The sequence below is a fragment of the Pararhodobacter sp. SW119 genome (genome assembly GCF_017811755.1).
GTDB lineage: Bacteria > Pseudomonadota > Alphaproteobacteria > Rhodobacterales > Rhodobacteraceae > Pararhodobacter.
This window is the reverse complement of sequence record NZ_JADDJF010000010.1, coordinates 41,660-58,931: the sequence shown is the minus strand read 5'-3', so window position 1 is coordinate 58,931 and position 17,272 is coordinate 41,660. Positions and strand designations below refer to the sequence as shown.

General features: G+C 69.1%; 15 protein-coding genes. 9 read left to right on the top strand and 6 right to left on the bottom strand.

Going from position 1 to position 17,272, the window contains the following annotated elements; all coding sequences use genetic code 11:
• Nucleotides 1-160 precede the first annotated feature (160 nt).
• Complete coding sequence (locus IM708_RS08540; RefSeq protein ID WP_209426021.1) at nucleotides 161-1,006, bottom strand: protein-disulfide reductase DsbD domain-containing protein; 846 nt, start codon at nucleotides 1,004-1,006, stop codon at nucleotides 161-163.
• A gap of 121 nt (nucleotides 1,007-1,127) precedes the next feature.
• On the opposite strand from IM708_RS08540, the gene IM708_RS08535 reads away from it, so the two are divergent.
• Nucleotides 1,128-1,691, top strand: a complete 564-nt coding sequence (locus IM708_RS08535) for a YqgE/AlgH family protein (protein ID WP_245243080.1) — start codon at nucleotides 1,128-1,130, stop codon at nucleotides 1,689-1,691.
• Between the two features lie 5 nt (nucleotides 1,692-1,696).
• On the opposite strand, the gene hpaR is transcribed toward IM708_RS08535, so the two are convergent.
• Nucleotides 1,697-2,209, bottom strand: coding sequence for a homoprotocatechuate degradation operon regulator HpaR (gene hpaR, locus IM708_RS08530; RefSeq protein ID WP_209426018.1), 513 nt, complete (start codon nucleotides 2,207-2,209; stop codon nucleotides 1,697-1,699).
• 219 nt (nucleotides 2,210-2,428) lie between these two features.
• Here hpaR and ileS point away from each other — a divergent pair, with 219 nt between their 5' ends.
• Together ileS and IM708_RS08520 are read left to right on the top strand one after the other, a co-directional pair.
• Nucleotides 2,429-5,386 (top strand): isoleucine--tRNA ligase, encoded by a 2,958-nt coding sequence (gene ileS, locus IM708_RS08525; protein ID WP_209426016.1) that lies wholly within the window; start codon nucleotides 2,429-2,431, stop codon nucleotides 5,384-5,386.
• A gap of 311 nt (nucleotides 5,387-5,697) precedes the next feature.
• Nucleotides 5,698-6,534: an EamA family transporter gene (locus IM708_RS08520; RefSeq protein ID WP_209426014.1), complete on the top strand. Its 837-nt coding sequence runs from the start codon at nucleotides 5,698-5,700 to the stop codon at nucleotides 6,532-6,534.
• Between the two features lies 1 nt (nucleotide 6,535).
• Here the strand turns inward: IM708_RS08520 and IM708_RS08515 are convergent, their stop codons facing one another.
• Genes IM708_RS08515 through fsa form a run of 4 tightly spaced genes read right to left on the bottom strand, consistent with a single transcriptional unit; the run spans nucleotide 6,536 to nucleotide 9,672 of the window.
• Nucleotides 6,536-7,273 (bottom strand): CDP-alcohol phosphatidyltransferase family protein, encoded by a 738-nt coding sequence (locus IM708_RS08515; protein WP_209426012.1) that lies wholly within the window; start codon nucleotides 7,271-7,273, stop codon nucleotides 6,536-6,538.
• Nucleotides 7,274-7,287: 14 nt separating this feature from the next.
• On the bottom strand, nucleotides 7,288-8,265 hold the full coding sequence (locus IM708_RS08510; RefSeq protein ID WP_209426010.1) for a tyrosine recombinase XerC: 978 nt from the start codon (nucleotides 8,263-8,265) through the stop codon (nucleotides 7,288-7,290).
• Nucleotides 8,262-8,975 carry a DUF484 family protein gene (locus tag IM708_RS08505; RefSeq protein WP_209426008.1) on the bottom strand — a complete coding sequence of 238 codons (714 nt, stop codon included), beginning with the start codon at nucleotides 8,973-8,975 and terminating at the stop codon, nucleotides 8,262-8,264. Before IM708_RS08505 ends, IM708_RS08510 begins: the two co-directional genes overlap by 4 nt.
• Before the next feature lie 43 nt (nucleotides 8,976-9,018).
• Complete coding sequence (gene fsa, locus IM708_RS08500; protein ID WP_209426006.1) at nucleotides 9,019-9,672, bottom strand: fructose-6-phosphate aldolase; 654 nt, start codon at nucleotides 9,670-9,672, stop codon at nucleotides 9,019-9,021.
• Nucleotides 9,673-9,766: 94 nt separating this feature from the next.
• On the opposite strand from fsa, the gene IM708_RS08495 reads away from it, so the two are divergent.
• From IM708_RS08495 to murB, 6 genes are all read left to right on the top strand, one after another.
• Nucleotides 9,767-11,959 carry a primosomal protein N' gene (locus tag IM708_RS08495; RefSeq protein ID WP_209426005.1) on the top strand — a complete coding sequence of 731 codons (2,193 nt, stop codon included), beginning with the start codon at nucleotides 9,767-9,769 and terminating at the stop codon, nucleotides 11,957-11,959.
• Nucleotides 11,960-12,111: 152 nt separating this feature from the next.
• Nucleotides 12,112-13,287 (top strand): putative peptidoglycan glycosyltransferase FtsW, encoded by a 1,176-nt coding sequence (locus IM708_RS08490; protein WP_209426004.1) that lies wholly within the window; start codon nucleotides 12,112-12,114, stop codon nucleotides 13,285-13,287.
• A complete protein-coding gene (locus IM708_RS08485; protein WP_209426003.1) occupies nucleotides 13,287-14,411 on the top strand; it encodes a UDP-N-acetylglucosamine--N-acetylmuramyl-(pentapeptide) pyrophosphoryl-undecaprenol N-acetylglucosamine transferase in 1,125 nt (374 codons plus the stop codon). The genes IM708_RS08490 and IM708_RS08485 overlap by 1 nt, the downstream gene beginning before the upstream one ends.
• Nucleotides 14,408-15,805 carry a UDP-N-acetylmuramate--L-alanine ligase gene (gene murC / locus IM708_RS08480; RefSeq protein WP_209426113.1) on the top strand — a complete coding sequence of 466 codons (1,398 nt, stop codon included), beginning with the start codon at nucleotides 14,408-14,410 and terminating at the stop codon, nucleotides 15,803-15,805. Before IM708_RS08485 ends, murC begins: the two co-directional genes overlap by 4 nt.
• A gap of 1 nt (nucleotide 15,806) precedes the next feature.
• Nucleotides 15,807-16,241, top strand: a complete 435-nt coding sequence (locus tag IM708_RS08475; protein ID WP_209426002.1) for a hypothetical protein — start codon at nucleotides 15,807-15,809, stop codon at nucleotides 16,239-16,241.
• A complete protein-coding gene (gene murB / locus IM708_RS08470; protein ID WP_209426001.1) occupies nucleotides 16,238-17,170 on the top strand; it encodes a UDP-N-acetylmuramate dehydrogenase in 933 nt (310 codons plus the stop codon). The genes IM708_RS08475 and murB overlap by 4 nt, the downstream gene beginning before the upstream one ends.
• Nucleotides 17,171-17,272: the final 102 nt, after the last annotated feature.

Below are 17,272 nucleotides of genomic sequence, written 5' to 3'. Positions count from 1 at the left end.
AAGGGAATTTTTCTTAACCTTATCGAAACCCCTCCGCCGGGCATGGTCTTTTCCGAAACATGGCGGCCCGCTTCGACCTTTGCGGCCTACGCGTGTGGCACCTCAGCGTTCGGTGGCGAATACTGCTGAAGCGCCGGGCCGCAGACTCGGGGCGCTGGCTTCAATCGGCGGCGTTGCAGCCCTGATGCGCCAGCATCCGGGTTTCCGTCAGGATGGTGAAGGCCACGACGCTTCTTTCTATTCCGACTGCCCCCCCGTTCGATCCGCGGACGTTCGCGCGCGCCACCAGTTCACCGCCTTCGCGCCGGCTTGTGGCCTGGGTCATCCAGTAATCGGTGCCCGGCAACTCGATCACCAGCGTCTCGTCCCCCCCTTGCCGGGGGAATTGCGCGCGAAGCTCCAGCTCGACCATGCCGTCGCCCGGACGCACGCTGCAGACGACACGCCCAAGTCCGGCGCCTGCCGCGGGTTCGGTCCCGCGCGTCAGGGCGGCGGCGATCAGCGGGTCGGGGGCGGTGCCGCCGCGCAGGACCTGCGCCAGCGACAGGTCCACCGGAATGCAGATATCGCTGCAAATGCCGATCGTGAATTCACCGCGCAGTGCGACCGGCCGGCCCGCGCGCCGCGGCGTGACCTCAAGCGGCAGGACCAGTTCGTTGGCGTAGCCGATGCTGCGATAGCCGTTCTGATCGAACACCACCGGCCGCGGCCAGCGCGCGCGCACCGACGCCGCATTCTGCGAGCGGGACCAGTCGAACTGCGGCGCGATGCCGGCTTCGCCCGGAATCCGCCAATAGGTCTTCCAGCCTTCGGCCAGTTGCAGATGCAAGGCGGCGACATGCACGCCCTCCGCGGTCTGCCAACCCGGCCGAAGTTCTGCGTGCAGAATCTGGGGCGGCAGCCCGCCCAGGACCTGCGCCGCCGCGCGCGGCGCGCCGAACTGCACGATGCAAAACGCCAGGAGCGCGATCAGGGCAAGGGGGGAAGGGCGGGATATCCTGTGCATGACCGTCTGCTTAGCAGGCTTGCGCGCGGGGGGAAGTCACATCTCGGGGAAGCGCGCCGGGTGTCGCGTTCCGGCCGCGTCCCCCCTTGGCTTTCGGCTGCTGCCGCTGCACACTCGATCCATGGCATTCGATCTCACCGGCAAGATGTTGATCTCGACGCCCGCGATGGCGGATCCGCGGTTTGAGCGCAGCGTTATCTATCTGTGCGCGCATTCGGCCGAGGGGGCCTTCGGGCTGGTCGTCAACCGCCCGGTGCCGAATCTGCGGGTGCGCGAAGTGCTGGATCAGTTGTCGATCGACGATGCCGGGCTGGACGAGGATCGCCCGGTTCTGCTGGGCGGCCCGGTCGAGCCGGCGCGCGGTTTCGTGCTTCACCGCAACGACCTGACTGAGCCCGGGGCCTCGCAGCCGTTGCCCGCGGGGCTTGCACTCTCCGCCTCGACCGAGGTGTTGACGGCGATCGGGCAGGGTAAGGGGCCTTCGGCCTGGATGCTGGCGCTGGGGTATGCCGGTTGGGGCGAGGGTCAGCTGGAAGGCGAGATCGCGGAAAACGCCTGGCTGACCTGCGACGCGCAAGAGGCGCTGATCTTCACCGATGCCCCCGGCGAAGCGCAATGGCACGCCGCCCTGCGTTCGATCGGGGTCGACTCGCGCACGCTTTCGGCCACCGCCGGGCGGGCCTGACCCCGTCAGGAGTGGCCGTTGAGCCCCGGTTCGGGTTGCGGCAGCGCTTCGGTGATGATCCGCAGATCGTTGAGAAGGTCGAGCAGATGCTGCATCCGCTCGGGGCCGAAGGCGTCCTCGATCTCGCGGCGCATGCCGTCGGACTGCACGACCAGCGTCTCAAAGAGCGCCTTGCCCTTGGGCGTGATCGTCACCGTGTGGCGGCGCGCATCCGTGCTGGCCACTTGGGCGATCAGCCCGCGCTCGCTCAATGCCCGCAGGATGCGCGTCAGCGACGGCGGCAGGATCACGCAGCGCTGGCACAGCGTGCCGGCATCGAGGGGGTCGCCATCGGCCAGCGCGCGCAGGACCCGCCATTGCGGCAGGGTCAGGTCATGGGCGTCGGCAAAGCGCTTGAAGCGCCGCATCGTGACCTCGCGCGCGCGCAGCAGCGCCACGGTGAGCGAACGCTCGTAATACTCCTTGCCCGAGGGGATGTCCCACAGGATCGACCGGGGTGAATCAGAGCTTGTTTCCATGTGGTAATAGTCGCCGCATCCGCAACGAATGCAAGCGGATTCGGTGTCCTGCGCCCCTCTGGACCCGCGCGCGGCGGGACCCTATAAGGCGGGGCATGTGGACACTCTGCGTGGCGATCCCCCGAATTAGCTGCCCGGCGCTCTGACCGAGTCGCCGGGACCAGGTGCCGTATGCCCGCACCGCCGCCGCCGCCCCCGAATTTCTGCGAAGGTTTTCCGATGCCCGCCGAGACGCCTGCCGACACCCGTTCCGACACGATCGACTACCGCGACACGCTTTTTCTGCCCGACACGCAATTTCCGATGCGGGCCGGACTGCCGCAGCGCGAGCCCGACTGGCTGGCCCGCTGGGCGCAGATGCGGGTCTATGATCGCCTTCGCGAAAAGCCGGGGCGCACGCCCTTCACGCTGCACGACGGCCCGCCCTATGCCAATGGCAAACTTCATATCGGGCATGCGCTGAACAAGGTGCTGAAGGATTTCGTCACGCGCTCGCGCCAGATGATGGGGCATGACGCGCGCTACGTGCCCGGCTGGGACTGCCACGGCCTGCCCATCGAATGGAAGATCGAGGAGCAGTATCGCGCCAAGGGGCTGAACAAGGACGAGGTCGATGTCGTCGATTTCCGCCAGGAATGCCGCCGCTTTGCCGAACACTGGATCGAGGTGCAGCGCGAGGAGTTCAAGCGCCTGGGCGTGATCGGCAACTGGGAAAAGCCCTACCTGACGATGGACTACCACGCCGAGGCGGTGATCGCGTCCGAGTTCATGACGTTTCTGATGAACGGGACGCTCTATCAGGGCTCGAAGCCGGTTATGTGGTCGCCCGTGGAAAAGACCGCGCTGGCCGAGGCCGAGGTGGAGTATCACGAGCACACCAGCCACCAGGTCTGGGTGCGGTTTTCGGTATCAGTCCTCGGTGTCGGCGGAACCGATCTCTCGGAAATGAAGAGTCGCGCGGACCAATTGATGGAGGCGCACGTCCTCATCTGGACCACCACCCCCTGGACGATCCCGCAGAACCGCGCCGTCGCCTTCAACCCCGAGATCGACTACGGCCTCTACCGTGTGACCGAGGCGCCCGAGGGCAGCACGGCGCAGGTGGGGGAGACGCTGGTGTTGGCCGACAATCTGGCCGAGAGCGTCTTTGCCGCTGCCAAGGGCGCGGCCTACGAGAAGCTGCGCGCGGTGTCGGCCGAGGAACTTTCGGCCCTGACCCTCGCCCATCCGTTCCGCGGCGTCGAGGGCGCGCAGGGTGAGTGGGATTACGACGTGCCCATGCTGCCCGGCGACCACGTCACCGACGAGGCCGGCACCGGCTTCGTGCATACCGCGCCAAGCCATGGCGACGACGACTATGTGTTGGGCCAGAAGCACGGCCTGCCGATGACCTACAACGTGACCGAAGATGGCAGTTTTCGCGCCGACCTGCCGCTGTTCGGGGGGCAGCACATCATCACGTCCGAGGGCAAGGAAGGCCCGGCGAACGTGTCGGTCATCAAGCAGCTGGCTTATGCCGGCGCGCTGCTGGCCAAGGGCAAGTTCCGCCATTCCTACCCGCATTCCTGGCGCTCCAAGGCGCCGGTCATCTATCGCAACACGCCGCAATGGTTCGTCGCCATCGACCGACCGCTGGATGACGGGATGGGCGCACATGGCGCGACGATCCGCGAGCGGGCGCTAACCTCGATCGACAAGCTGGTGCAATGGACCCCGCCCTCGGGGCGCAACCGGCTCTATTCGATGATCGAGAACCGGCCGGACTGGGTGCTGTCGCGCCAGCGCGCCTGGGGCGTGCCGCTGACCTGTTTCGTGAAGACGGGCGCCAAGCCCACCGATCCCGACTTCCTGCTGCGCGACCCGGAAGTGAACGCCCGTATCGTCGCGGCGTTCGAGGCCGACGGCGCGGATGTCTGGTACGAGCCGGGCTTCAAGGAGCGCATGCTCGACGGCCTGCACGACCCCGCGGCCTATGCCCAAGTCTTCGACATCCTCGACGTGTGGTTCGACTCGGGCTCGACCCACGCCTTCGTGCTGCGCGACCGCGAAGACGGGACCGAGGACGGCATCGCCGACCTTTACCTTGAGGGCACGGACCAGCATCGTGGCTGGTTCCATTCCTCGATGTTGCAGGCCTGCGGGACCAAGGGGCGGGCGCCCTATCGGGGGGTGCTGACCCACGGCTTCACGCTGGACGAGAAGGGCATGAAGATGTCCAAGTCGCTGGGCAACACCGTCGCCCCGCAGGAGGTGATCGACCAGTACGGCGCCGATATCCTGCGGCTGTGGGTGGCGCAGGCGGACTACACGGCCGATCTGCGCATCGGCAAGGAGATCCTGAAGGGCACCGCCGACAGCTATCGCCGGCTGCGCAACACGCTGCGCTTCCTGGTCGCCAACCTGAAGGACTGGGACGAGGGCGAGCGGCTGGACCCGGCCGAGATGCCGGAACTGGAACGCTGGGTGCTGCACCGGCTGGCGGAACTGGACGTGCAGGTCCGCGAAGGGTATGCGGCCTACGACTTCCAAGGCGTGTTCCAGAAGCTCTTTACCTTCGCCACCTCGGACCTGTCGGCCTTCTGGTTCGACATCCGCAAGGACGCGCTTTACTGCGACGCGCCGGACAGCCGGCGCCGGCGGGCGGCGCGGACGGTGCTGGACCTGCTGTTCCACCGTCTGACCACGTGGCTGGCGCCGCTTCTGGTCTTCACCATGGAGGACGTGTGGCTGTCGCGCTATCCGGGCGACGACGGTTCGGTCCACCTGCAGGACTTCCCCGAAACGCCCGCCGACTGGCGCGACCCGGCGCTGGCGAAGAAATGGGCCGGCATCCGCGCCGCGCGGCGCGCGGTGACGGCGGCGCTGGAGGTGCAGCGCCGGGACAAGGTGATCGGCGCCAGCCTGGAGGCGGCGCCGGTCGTGCATGTCCGCGACGCCGAGGTGCTGGCGGTGCTGAAGACGGTCGATTTTGCCGATATCTGCATCACCTCGGACATCACGCTGACCCCGGACCCGATCCCGGCCGAGGCCTTCCGGCTACCCGAGGTGTCGGGCGTCGGTGTCGAGTTCGAGAAGGCCGAGGGCACGAAATGCCTGCGCTGCTGGAAGATCCTGCCGGACGTGGGCACCCATGCCCATCCCGGCACCTGCAAGCGGTGCAACGATGCGCTGGGTTGAGGCGATTCCGGCGGCTTTCTGGACCTGATTCCGGGGTTCTTTTCGTCAAGAAACGGGCGGTCCGCTAGCGGACCGTGTATCAAGTGGCTGACAGAAAGAGATAAAATCCGTGATTGAAAGAATTTGTTAACCACCGGATCGGCCGCCGAAAGGGGCATGTGAATGGGGCGTCTCTGGCCTTCTCCGCGCCTGCGGCGCGGGCGGGCGCCTGGCGCGCTTCGGCCTTGTCCGACGCCGCTTTGGTGCGCCCTTGGCTCTGTCATCAAACTGTGATCTGAGGCGCTGATCCCCGCCGTTGTCGAGCCGAGCGCATGAGCCTTTCCGTCTTCCTTGCCGTGATGCTGGCGGCGGTGCTGCACGCCGGTTGGAACGCGGTGGTCAAGACGGGTCTGTCGAAGCAGACCTCGATGTTCCTGCTGTCGGTCGGCCATGCGCTGATCGGGCTGGCGATCGTGCCCTTCTTTCCCGCGCCGCCGGCCGAGGTCTGGCCGTGGCTACTGGCCTCGGGGCTGATCCACATGGCCTATCAGCTGTTCCTGGCCTACGCCTATGAGCAGGGCGATCTGAGCCGGGTCTATCCGATCGCGCGGGGCGCGGCGCCGATGATCGTGCTGCTGGTCGGGATCGTCGCGCTGTCCGACCCGATGACGACGGCCGAGATCGCCGGGATCGTCGTGCTGGGCTTCGGCATTGCGCTGATGGCGCGCGGGGTCTTTCACAACGGCGAATCGCGGCGGCTGCTGCCGTTCGCGCTGGGCGCCGCCTGCGCCACGGCGGGATATACGCTGGCCGATGGGCTGGGCGCGCGGGTCTGGGGCGAGCCGGTCGCCTACGTCGCCTGGCTGATGGTGCTGTCGGCGGTGTTCTACACGCCCGCGGCGCTGGCGCTGAAGGGGCGGGCCGTGCTGCGCGCCGACGGGCGTGCCTGGGCGCTGGGGATGGGGGCGGCGGCGGCGTCGTTCCTGGCCTATGCGATTGCGGTCTGGGCGATGACGCAGGCGCCGATCCCGCTGGTCGGCGCGCTGCGCGAGACCTCGATCCTGTTCGCGGTGCTGCTGGGCTGGCTGGTCTTCGGCGACCGGATGGACCGGGGCAAGATCCTGGCGGCGGCGCTGATCGTCACCGGCGTGGCGCTGACACGGCTGTAGCTCAGTATTTCTGGCGCCGGACGAACAGGCTGCGGCGCGGGCGCATGGTGTTCGCCTTTTCGGTTGCCTGCTGCACCACGCCCACGACCAGCAGGTAGACCGAGGTCACGATCAGCCCCCAGGTGACCAGCGCCGGCTGCGTGAAATCGGCCAGCGCCGCCCAGCCGGCGAGCAGGGTCCAGACCACGGCCATCGGCAGCGTGAGGTTGCGCCAGCGGACCGTGCGCACGGGATGGACGAACTTCACCTGCACGAACATCGAGAGCGCCAGAACCACGACCAGCGCCAGGATGATCCAGAAGTCGGGGCGCGTGGCGAAGACCACCAGCGCGACCATGTTCCAGCAGGCCGGGAAGCCCGAGAACGAATTGTCGGCGGTCTTCATCCGGGTGTCGGCGAAGTAGAGGACGCTGGCGAAGGTGATGACGATGATCGCCACCCAGCCGGTCCAGCCCGGCAGCAGGCCCGACTGGAAGAGCGCGAAGGCCGGGATGAAGACATAGGTCAGGTAGTCGATGATCAGGTCGAGAAGGGCGCCGTCGATGATCGGGGCGCGGGTCTTGACGTGGTAGCGGCGCGCCAGCGGCCCGTCGATCCCGTCGACGATGAAGGCGACGACCAGCCAGAGGAACATCAGGCTCCAGGCGTTTTCGGCCGCGGCGAGCATGGCCAGCATCGAGAACACCGCGCCCGTTGCGGTGAAGAGATGGACCGAGTAGGCGCGCCAGATTTCGTACATCGTGCCGTTGTTGCTCAGTTCTGGCTGTCGTGCAACCGCCCCGGGGGCGGCGTGGAGGTGGCGCGGGGGTGGGCGGCCCGGTAGGCCTGCATCAGCCGCACGGTATCGACGCCGGTGTAGATCTGCGTCGTGGACAGCGAAGCGTGGCCGAGAAGCTCCTGGATGGCGCGCAGATCGCCGCCGGCGGCCAGCAGATGCGTGGCGAAGGAATGGCGCAGCGCGTGCGGGGTCGCGGTCGCCGGCAGGCCCAGGCGCAGGCGCGCCCCCTCGACCGCGCGGGCGATCAGGCGCGCGTTCAGCGGCCCGCCGCGGGCGCCGCGAAAGAGGGGCGCGCCGGGGTCCAGCGGCCAGGGGCAGAGGCGGGCATATTCGGCGACGGCGACGGCGGCGGCGGGGATCACCGGCACCACGCGTTCCTTGCCGCCCTTGCCGCGGACGCGCAGGCTGCCGGCGAGGTCGCGGTCGCGGCCGGTCAGCGCCAGCGCCTCGGATATACGCAGCCCGCAGCCGTAGAGCAGCGTCAGCACCGCCGCGTCCCGCGCCTGTATCCAGGGGTGGGCGTGGTCGTCGCTGATGGTGTCCAGCATCTCGCGCGCGTCGGTTTCGCTGAGCGGACGGGGCAGGGGGCGGGCGTGGCGCGGCGCGCGGGCGGCGAGGAAGACGTCGGGGTCGAAGCCCGGCTCCCGCTCGGCCAGCCAGCGGGCGAAGGATTTCAGCGCCGAGAGGCCGCGCGCCAGCGACCGGGCGCCGACGCCGCGCGCCCGAGCCGCCGCCATGAAGGCGCGCAGGTCCGATTGCGTCACGGCGCGCAGTTGCGCAATGCCGGCGGCGCCGTCGTGATGGCGGGCCAGAAAGCCAAGAAAGCCCGCGACATCGGCGCGGTAGGCGGTGATCGTGTGGTCGGCCGCGTCCTGCAACGCGGCCATTCCTTGCAGCCAGTCGTGGAGTGCCTGGCGCAGCGCGGGGCTGATCGCCGGCTGATCCGGGCTCATCCCAGCCAGCGGCGCAGCACCTTCTCGACCACGCCGGTGAAGAAGGCCATCAGATCGGTCGCCTGGCCGGGCTTGTAGTGCTGCGGGTCGGTCGATCCCAGCGCCAGCATCGCCGCGGCCCGTCCGCGCCCGAGGTCGATGCGCATCAGCGCCTCGGACCGGACGGAGGCGCCGGCGGCACCGTAGAGGTCGCCCTCGAAAGGGACGGCCTGGCGCAGCACGATGCGGCGGGCGGGGGCGTTGCGGCCCTGGCGCATGTAGTCGACGACGAAGCCCGGCGGCTGCATCGCGACGACCGTGTCGCGCTGGCCGGGGGCCGGGGCGCCGGCATCCTCCAGCACCAGGCGGACGGTATCGACCTGCAGGATGTCGGCCAGTTCGCCCTCCAGCACCTGGACGAAGCGGTCGAATTCGCTCGCCGACAGGATCGCATCGACGGCGCGGTGGATCTGGTTGGTGGCCGCGACGTTTTCATAGGCGGCGGCGACGACGGCGCGGTGGGTGTCTTCCAGCTTGGCCAGTTGCGCTTCGAGCCGGGCCATGGCCATCGCGCGCAGGTCGACCACGTTGCTCGCGACCTGGCCCTCGGCCGCGTCGACGAGGGCGCGCATGAGCGCGCGGTCGTCCAGGATCAGGGTGGGGTCGGCCAGGACGCGCGTGCGCCAATCCTTGACGACACGCGCCGGTTCGGCGTGTTCTGTGACTGCCATTTCTGCCTCGTGTTTTCTTCTTGTCGGCGGAGCCTACACCAGGTCAGAGAATTTTCTGACCGGTTTTTTCCCAGTCCTTCAGGAACTGTGCCAGCCCTGCATCGGTCAGCGGGTGGCTGGCCAGCTTGCGGATCACCTCGGGCGGGGCGGTCATCACGTCGGCGCCGATCAGCGCGGCCTGGGCGGCGTGGTTCACCGTGCGGATCGAGGCGGCGAGGATTTCGGTCTCGAACCCGTAGTTGTCGTAGATCTGGCGGATGTCGCGGATCAGCTCCATCCCGTCGAGGTTGATGTCGTCGAGCCGGCCGATGAAAGGCGAGATGAACGAGGCGCCGGCCTTGGCCGCGACCAGCGCCTGGTTGGCCGAGAAGCAGAGCGTGACATTGACCATCCGCCCCTCGCCGGTCAGCACCTTGCAGGCCTTCAGACCGTCCCAGGTCAGCGGCAGCTTAATGGCGATGTTGGGCGCAATCTCGGCCAGGCGGCGGCCTTCGGCGATCATGTCCTCGGCCTTGGTCGCCACGACTTCGGCGGAAACCGGGCCCGAGACGATATCGCAGATCTCTTTCGTGACCTCGACGATGTCGCGGCCGGATTTCAGGATCAGCGAGGGGTTGGTGGTCACGCCATCGACCATGCCCAGGTCGTTGAGTTCGGCAATCGCCTGCACGTCGGCGGTATCGACAAAGAATTTCATGGATCGCTCTCGGGTTGCAGAGGGGTTCGGGCGGCGTCATACCTGAACTCCGATCATCCCGAAAGCCCCGAGCTTTGCAGAGACTGAGCCTCGCATGACCCTGGACGAGGTCCGCTTCTTTCCCGCCGACGCCGCCCTTGCCGTGCTGACCACGCAGCCGATCGACCGGCTTCTGGACTACCGCGCGCCCGAGGGCGGCGCGCGCACCGGCGACTTCGTCGAGGTGCCGCTGGGCCCGCGCAAGGTGCTGGGCGTGGTCTGGGGCGGGCCTGAGAGCGACCTGCCGCGCGCGAAGCTGCGCCCGGTCCTGCGGGTTCTGGGCGTGCCGCCGATGCGCGACGAGTTGCGCGCCTTCCTGACCCGCGCGGCCGATTACACGCTGACGCCGATGGCGCTGATGCTGTGGCTGGCGACGCGCGCGCCGGGGCTGTTCGACGCGCCGAAGATGCGCAAGGTCTATCTGGCGGGCGAGGAGCTGGCGCGGATGACCGATGCCCGCGCCCGCGTGATGGACGCGTTCGACGCCTATGGCGGCGCGGCGCTGACCATGACCGAGATCACGCGCGCCGCCGGCGTCAGCCCCTCGGTCGTGCAGACGCTGGCAGCACAGGGCGGGCTGATCGAGGCGGCGGCACCGGTCGATGCGCCCTATCCCCGGCTGGACGCGGGGCTGCCGGGCAAGGCGCTGTCGGACGACCAGCGCGCGGCGGCCGAGCGGCTGTGTACCGGGACGGGCGCCTTTGGCGTGACGCTGCTGAAGGGGGTCACCGGATCGGGCAAGACCGAGGTCTACATGGAAGCCGTCGCCGCCTGCCTGGCCGCCGGGCGGCAGGCGCTGGTCCTGCTGCCCGAGATCGCGCTGACCGCGCAGTTCATCGGCCGGGTCGAGGAACGCTTCGGCGCGCGGCCCGCCGAGTGGCATTCGGGCGTGACGCTGACCGAACGCCGGCGGCTCTGGCGGATGGTCGGGCAGGGCGGCGCGCAGCTGATCGTCGGCGCGCGCTCGGCCCTGTTCCTGCCCTACCGCGACCTGGGCCTGATCGTCGTCGATGAGGAACACGACAGTAGCTACAAGCAGGAGGATGGCGTCCTTTACAATGCGCGCGACATGGCGGTGTTGCGGGCGTCCATCGTGGGGGCGCAGGTGGTGCTGGCCTCGGCCACGCCGTCGCTGGAAAGCTGGGCCAATGCCGAGGCCGGCAAATACGCCCGCATCGACCTGCCGGCGCGGTTCGGCGTGGCGGAACTGCCGGACATGCGCGCCATCGACCTGCGCGCCGAGGAGATGCCGGGCGGGCGCTGGATCTCGCCCACCTTGAGGCGTGCCATCGACGCGCGGTTGCAGGCGAAGGAACAGGCGCTTCTGTTCATCAACCGGCGAGGATACGCGCCGATCACCGTCTGCCGTGGGTGCGGCCACCAGATCCAGTGCGCCGATTGCGACGCGCGGATGGTCGAGCATCGCTTCCTCAAGCGGCTGATGTGCCACCAGTGCGGGGCCACCGCGCCGATCCCGACCGTCTGCCCCGCCTGCGGCGTCGAAGGGCGCATGGCGGCCATCGGCCCGGGGGTCGAGCGGCTGGAGGAGGAAGCGCGCGCGACTTTCCCCGAGGCGCGCATCGCGGTCCTCTCCTCGGACCTTTTCGCCTCGTCCCGCGCGTTGAAGGCGCAGATCGACGCCATCGCGGCGGGCGAGGCCGATCTGATCATCGGCACCCAACTGGTCGCCAAGGGGCACAACTTTCCGCTGCTGACGCTGGTTGGTGTGATCGACGCGGACCTGGGCCTGCATGGTGCCGACCTGCGCGCCGCCGAGCGCACGTTCCAGCTGATCCGCCAGGTCGCCGGCCGGGCGGGCCGGGCCGAAAAGCCGGGGGTGGCGCTGCTCCAGACGCACCAGCCCGACCACCCGGTTATCCGCGCCATCCTGTCGGGCGATGACGAGGGGTTCTGGCGCGCCGAAGCGAACGAGCGACAGGCGCTGGGGATGCCACCCTATGGCCGGCTGGCGGGGATCATCCTGTCGTCGCCGAAGCTGGAAGAGCTGTCGGATTTCGCCATGGCGCTGGCCGAGCGCGACGCGCCGCTGCGCCGGATCGGCGCGCAGGTATTCGGGCCCGCGCCCGCCCCGATCGCGCGGGTGCGCGGCCGCCACCGGGTGCGGATGCTGGTCAAGGCCGCGAAGGGCGCGGCCCTGCAACCGGCGCTGCGCGCCTGGGTGGCGCAGCTCAAGCCGCCGCACGACCTGCGTGTTGCCCTCGACATCGACCCGCAGAGCTTCTGGTAGCGGCGGCGTCTGGGCCCGGTGTCGGGTGTTGCGCGCCGGTTCGCCGGCGCGCACAGGCCCGCGCGCAAATCACTGGCTTTGCGCGGGCTTTGCCGCTATCCTGCGCGCCAGACCCGGAAAACGGGCAGAGCAGAGGCAAAGGCAGTGCATCCATGACGGAAATGGTTCATGGCACCCTGCCCGCACAGGCGGGCGAGGCGGTTCTTTCACGCTGGTGGCGGACGGTGGATCGATGGACCATCTCCTGCGTGCTGGTTCTTTTCGGCGCCGGGCTGCTGCTGGCGCTGGCATCCTCGCCGCCGCTGGCCGCGCGGAACAACCTCGCGCCCTTCTTCTATTTCGAGCGGCAGGTGGTCTTCGGCCTGGTCGCGCTGGCGATCATGTTCCTGGTGTCGATGATGTCGCCCGCCGCGATCCGTCGCTGGGCGGTGGTGGGTTTCGTCGGCGCCTTCCTCACGCTGATGGCGCTGCCGGTCATCGGCACGGACTTCGGCAAGGGCGCGGTGCGCTGGCTCAGCCTCGGTTTCGTCAGCGTGCAGCCGTCCGAGTTCATGAAACCCTGCCTTGCGGTGCTCGCCGCCTGGTTCCTGGCCGCCGGGCAGGAGATCAACGGCCCGCCGGGCAAGTCGCTGTCGCTGGGCGTGACGCTGGCCGTGGTCTTCCTCTTGGTCCTGCAGCCGGACTTCGGCCAGGCGGCGCTGGTTCTCTTCGGCTGGGGGGTGATGTATTTCGCGGCCGGGGCGCCGATCGTGCTGATCCTGACGCTGGCCGGGCTGGCGATTGCCGGCGGGGTGGGCGCCTATAACCATTCCGAGCATTTCGCCCGCCGCATCGACGGGTTCCTGGCCGCCGAGGTCGACGCCCGCTCGCAACTCGGCTTCGCCGCCTCGGCGATTCAGGAGGGCGGGCTCTTCGGCATGGGCGTGGGCGAGGGGCAGGTCAAATGGCAATTGCCCGACGCGCATACCGATTTCATCATCGCCGTCGCGGCCGAGGAATACGGCTTCCTGCTGGTCGCCTTCATCGTCATGCTCTACGCGGTGATCTGCCTGCGCGCGCTGTCGCGGCTGACGCGGGAACGCGATCCGTTCACCCGCATCGCCGGCACCGGGCTTGTCGCGGTCTTCTCGGCGCAGGCGATGATCAACATGGGCGTCGCGGTGCGGCTGCTGCCGGCCAAGGGGATGACGCTGCCCTTCGTCAGCTATGGCGGCTCCTCGCTGGTGGCGATGGGGATCATGGTGGGGATGCTGCTTGCCTTGACGCGCACCCGCCCGCAGGGCGAGATTGGCGAGATCCTTGCCCAGGGCGCCGCACGGAGGGGATGATGGCAGGCGAGCGAAGCGGGCGCGCGCCACTCGCGGTGATCGCCGCGGGGGGCACGGGCGGGCACATGTTCCCGGCCCAGGCGCTGGCCGAGGCCCTGCTGGCGCGTGGCTGGCGCGTCCAGCTTTCGACGGACGAAAGGGGCGCACGCTATGCCGGCAACTTCCCGCCGGCGGTCGCGCGGCGCGTCGTCTCCTCGGCCACGCCGGCGCGCGGCGGGGCGGCGGAAAAGCTGATGGTGCCGCTGCGCATCGCGGGCGGCGTGCTGAAGTCGGCGGCCGGCATGGTGTTCGACCGGCCGCGCGTGGCGGTGGGCTTTGGCGGCTATCCCGCGATCCCGGCGCTGGGGGCGGCGTGGCTGTTGCGGGTTCCGCGCGTGATTCACGAACAGAACGGCGTGCTGGGCCGCGTTAACGAGGCTTTTGCCGGGCGCGTCCAGGCGGTGGCCTGCGGCGCCTGGCCCACGCAACTGCCCGCGGGCGTCGAGGGCGTGCATGTCGGCAACCCGGTGCGCGACGCGATCCGCGAACGCGCCGGATCGCCCTACATCCCGCCCGGCGACTACCCGATGAGCCTTGTGGTGATCGGCGGCAGCCAGGGCGCGCGCATCCTGTCCGACGTGGTACCCGACGCCCTGGCGCTACTGCCCGAGGGGTTGCGCGCGCATCTGCGCGTCGCGCACCAGGCCCGTCCCGAGGATCTGGAGCGTGTCGATGCGGCCTATGACGCGGCGGGGATCCGCGCCGAGGTGGCGCCCTTCTTCGACGACATTCCGCGCCGCTTTTCCGAGGCGCAGCTGGTGATCGCGCGGTCCGGTGCCTCGACAGTGGCGGATCTGGCGGTGATCGGGCGTCCCTCCGTCCTGGTGCCGCTGGCCGCGGCGATCCGCGACGAGCAGACCGCCAACGCCCGCGCCCTGCTGGGCGCCGAGGCGGCGATCCTGATCCCCGAACGTCACTTCACACCCGAGGCGCTGGCCGAAAACGTGGAGTCGATCCTGACCAATCCCGAGGCCGCCGAGCGTATGGCCGAGGGCGCGCTGTCGATCGGCATTCCCGATGCCGCCGAGTGTCTGGCCGATCTGGTATGCGACATCGCCGGCCTTCCGCACGCGGTATGGGAATAATGGCGCGCACGCTGTTGCCGGCACGCCTGGGGCCGATCCATTTCATCGGCATCGGCGGGATCGGCATGTCGGGAATCGCCGAGATCCTTGCCGGGCTGGGACATAAGGTGCAGGGGTCGGACGCGAAGGGCTCGGCTCTGACCGAACGGCTGTCGGGTCTGGGCGTCACGGTCCATGTCGGCCACCGGGCCGAGAATCTGGGCGAGGCCGGTGTCGTCGTCGCCTCGACCGCGATCAGGGAAGACAATCCCGAACTGGCCGAGGCGCGTCGGCGCGGATTGCCGGTAGTCCACCGGTCCGAGATGCTGGCCGAACTGATGCGCCTGCAGCGCACGGTCTCGGTTGCCGGCACGCATGGCAAGACCACGACCACGACGCTGGTCGCGACGCTGCTGGATGCCGGCGGAATTGATCCGACGGTGATCAACGGCGGCGTCATCGGGGCCTATGGGTCAAACGCGCGTCTGGGCGCTGGCGACTGGACGGTGGTCGAGGCCGACGAGTCCGACGGCTCGTTCAACCGCCTGCCGACGACCGTGGCCATCGTCACCAACATCGACCCCGAACATCTGGATCACTGGCGCGACTTCGACGAATTGCGCGCGGGCTTCCGGCGCTTCGTCCAGGGCGTTCCCTTCTACGGTCTTGCCGTCCTTGGCGTCGACCACCCCGAGGTGCGGGCGCTGGCGGGTCAGGTCACCGGGCGCCGCGTCGTGACATTCGGGCTGGGCGATGGCGCGGATCTGCGCGCGACCAACCTGCGCGGCGAGGCGGGCGGCATGCGCTTCGATATCTTCCACCGTGAAGGCCCTTCGATCCCGGACTGCTTTCTTCCCCTGCCCGGGGATCACAATGTGTCGAATGCGCTGGCCGCGGTCGCGGTCGCCCTGCACCTGGGCATCGCGCCCGCGGCGATCCGGCAGGGGTTGGCGGGGTTTCAGGGCGTCGGGCGGCGCTTCACGCATCTGGGCAGTCCCGGCGGGGTGCGGATCATCGACGACTACGCCCATCACCCGGTCGAGATTGCCGCCGCCCTGCGCGGCGCGCGGCAGGTCGCGACCGGCGGGCGGGTGATTGCGGTGCACCAGCCGCATCGCTATTCGCGGCTTTCGGCGCTGTTCGACGATTTCCGCCGCTGTTTCGCCGATGCCGATATCGTCGCCATCGCCGAGGTCTACGCCGCCGGCGAGGACCCGATCCCCGGCGCCAGCCGCGACGATCTGGTGCGCGGCATCCGGGCGACCGGGCAGGCTTCGGTCCATGCGCTGGACGACGAGGCCGCGTTCGAAGCCTTCGTCCGCGCCGAGGTGCGGCCGGGCGATATCGTCATGTGCCTTGGCGCGGGCTCGATCAGTGGCTGGGCGCAGGGCCTCGTCTCGCGGCTCGGGGGCTGAGGTGGAATGGCGGATCTGGCTGATCCCGACCGTCGCGGCGCTGATCGGCTTTTCGGTGGGTTGGGTCATTGCGCGGTGGCGGGGGGCGCGGGCTGCCTGGTGGCTCGCGTCCGCCCTGGCAGTGGCGGCGGTTGCGCTGATCGTGGCGGCGCGCGCGGCGCAGGGTCTTCATGGCCGCGCCGGCCGGCCTGGGCGCGGCGTTGGCCGGGATATGGGTCAAGTGGCGGCGGTGACCGAACAGGCCCTTCGGCCGGTTAAAATCCGGTTGACAGAAAATACCTTGTTTATTGAAATCAGTGCCTTGGCCGATGGTCCACGCGTGGACCCTGCGGCCCGGCATTGCTCCGGGGTGCTGCCGTCACGCTCCGATGACGGCTGCCGCGGGCGCGCGCACCGCTGGACAGACCGCTGGGTGAAGGATAGCTCCCCCGCATGACCCTGCCTTCCGACATTCCCGTGCGCGGCACGCTGATCCCTGACCGTCCGCTCGACGGTCTGACCTGGCTGCGCGTGGGCGGGCCGGCCGACTGGCTCTTCCAGCCCGCGGACGAGGCCGATCTGGCCGGGTTCCTCGGCGCGCTGCCGCCGGAGTGTCCGGTCTTTCCGATGGGCGTCGGATCCAACCTGATCGTCCGCGACGGCGGTATCCGGGCGGTGGTGATCCGACTGGGCCGCGGGTTCAACGCGATCGAGATCGCAGGCAACCGCGTCACGGCCGGGGCTGCCGCGCTCGACGCGCATGTGGCGCGCAAGGCGGCTGAAGCCGGGCTGGACCTGACTTTCCTGCGCACCATCCCCGGCGCCATCGGCGGCGCGGTGCGGATGAACGCCGGCTGCTACGGCACCTATGTCGCCGACCGGCTGGTCGAGGTCAGGGCGGTGACCCGCGACGGGCGCATCCTCACGCTTCCCGCCGCGGATCTGAACCTGCGCTACCGCCAGTCGGATTTGCCGGAGGGCTGGGTGATCACCGCCGCGACGTTTCAAGCGCCGCGCGGGGACCCGGCCGAACTGGCCGCGCGGATGGAAGACCAGCTCGCCAAGCGCGATGCGACCCAGCCGACGAAGGAACGCACCGCGGGCTCGACCTTCCGCAATCCGGCCGGGTTCAGCTCGACCGGGCACGCCGACGACACCCAAGAGTTGAAGGCCTGGAAGGTGATTGAGGACGCGGGCATGCGCGGCGCGCGGCTGGGCGGGGCGCAGATGTCGGAAATGCACGCGAATTTTCTGATCAACACCGGAGGGGCGACGGCCGCCGATCTGGAGGGTCTTGGGGAATTGGTAAGAAAAAGGGTGTTGGAAAAGCGTGGGATTTCGCTAGAATGGGAAATCATGCGCGTTGGTGAACCGGCGCGCGGATAAACAAAGACGCACCGGGGCCAACCCGGGCGCAAGCAACGAAAGCGGGGCGCAAAGCCCCCATTGGCCCGAATGGGCCGCATGAGGCAAAGGTGGCGGGCAGGT

Excerpts from the sequence above, each read along its gene's own strand:
- IM708_RS08540 (WP_209426021.1), bottom strand. The coding sequence starts at position 1,006 with ATGCACAGGATATCCCGCCCTTCCCCCCTTGCCCTGATCGCGCTCCTG.
- IM708_RS08535 (WP_245243080.1), top strand. The coding sequence starts at position 1,128 with ATGGCATTCGATCTCACCGGCAAGATGTTGATCTCGACGCCCGCGATG.
- hpaR (WP_209426018.1), bottom strand. The coding sequence starts at position 2,209 with ATGGAAACAAGCTCTGATTCACCCCGGTCGATCCTGTGGGACATCCCC.
- ileS (WP_209426016.1), top strand. The coding sequence starts at position 2,429 with ATGCCCGCCGAGACGCCTGCCGACACCCGTTCCGACACGATCGACTAC.
- IM708_RS08520 (WP_209426014.1), top strand. The coding sequence starts at position 5,698 with ATGAGCCTTTCCGTCTTCCTTGCCGTGATGCTGGCGGCGGTGCTGCAC.
- IM708_RS08515 (WP_209426012.1), bottom strand. The coding sequence starts at position 7,273 with ATGTACGAAATCTGGCGCGCCTACTCGGTCCATCTCTTCACCGCAACG.
- IM708_RS08510 (WP_209426010.1), bottom strand. The coding sequence starts at position 8,265 with ATGAGCCCGGATCAGCCGGCGATCAGCCCCGCGCTGCGCCAGGCACTC.
- IM708_RS08505 (WP_209426008.1), bottom strand. The coding sequence starts at position 8,975 with ATGGCAGTCACAGAACACGCCGAACCGGCGCGTGTCGTCAAGGATTGG.
- fsa (WP_209426006.1), bottom strand. The coding sequence starts at position 9,672 with ATGAAATTCTTTGTCGATACCGCCGACGTGCAGGCGATTGCCGAACTC.
- IM708_RS08495 (WP_209426005.1), top strand. The coding sequence starts at position 9,767 with ATGACCCTGGACGAGGTCCGCTTCTTTCCCGCCGACGCCGCCCTTGCC.
- IM708_RS08490 (WP_209426004.1), top strand. The coding sequence starts at position 12,112 with ATGACGGAAATGGTTCATGGCACCCTGCCCGCACAGGCGGGCGAGGCG.
- IM708_RS08485 (WP_209426003.1), top strand. The coding sequence starts at position 13,287 with ATGGCAGGCGAGCGAAGCGGGCGCGCGCCACTCGCGGTGATCGCCGCG.
- murB (WP_209426001.1), top strand. The coding sequence starts at position 16,238 with ATGACCCTGCCTTCCGACATTCCCGTGCGCGGCACGCTGATCCCTGAC.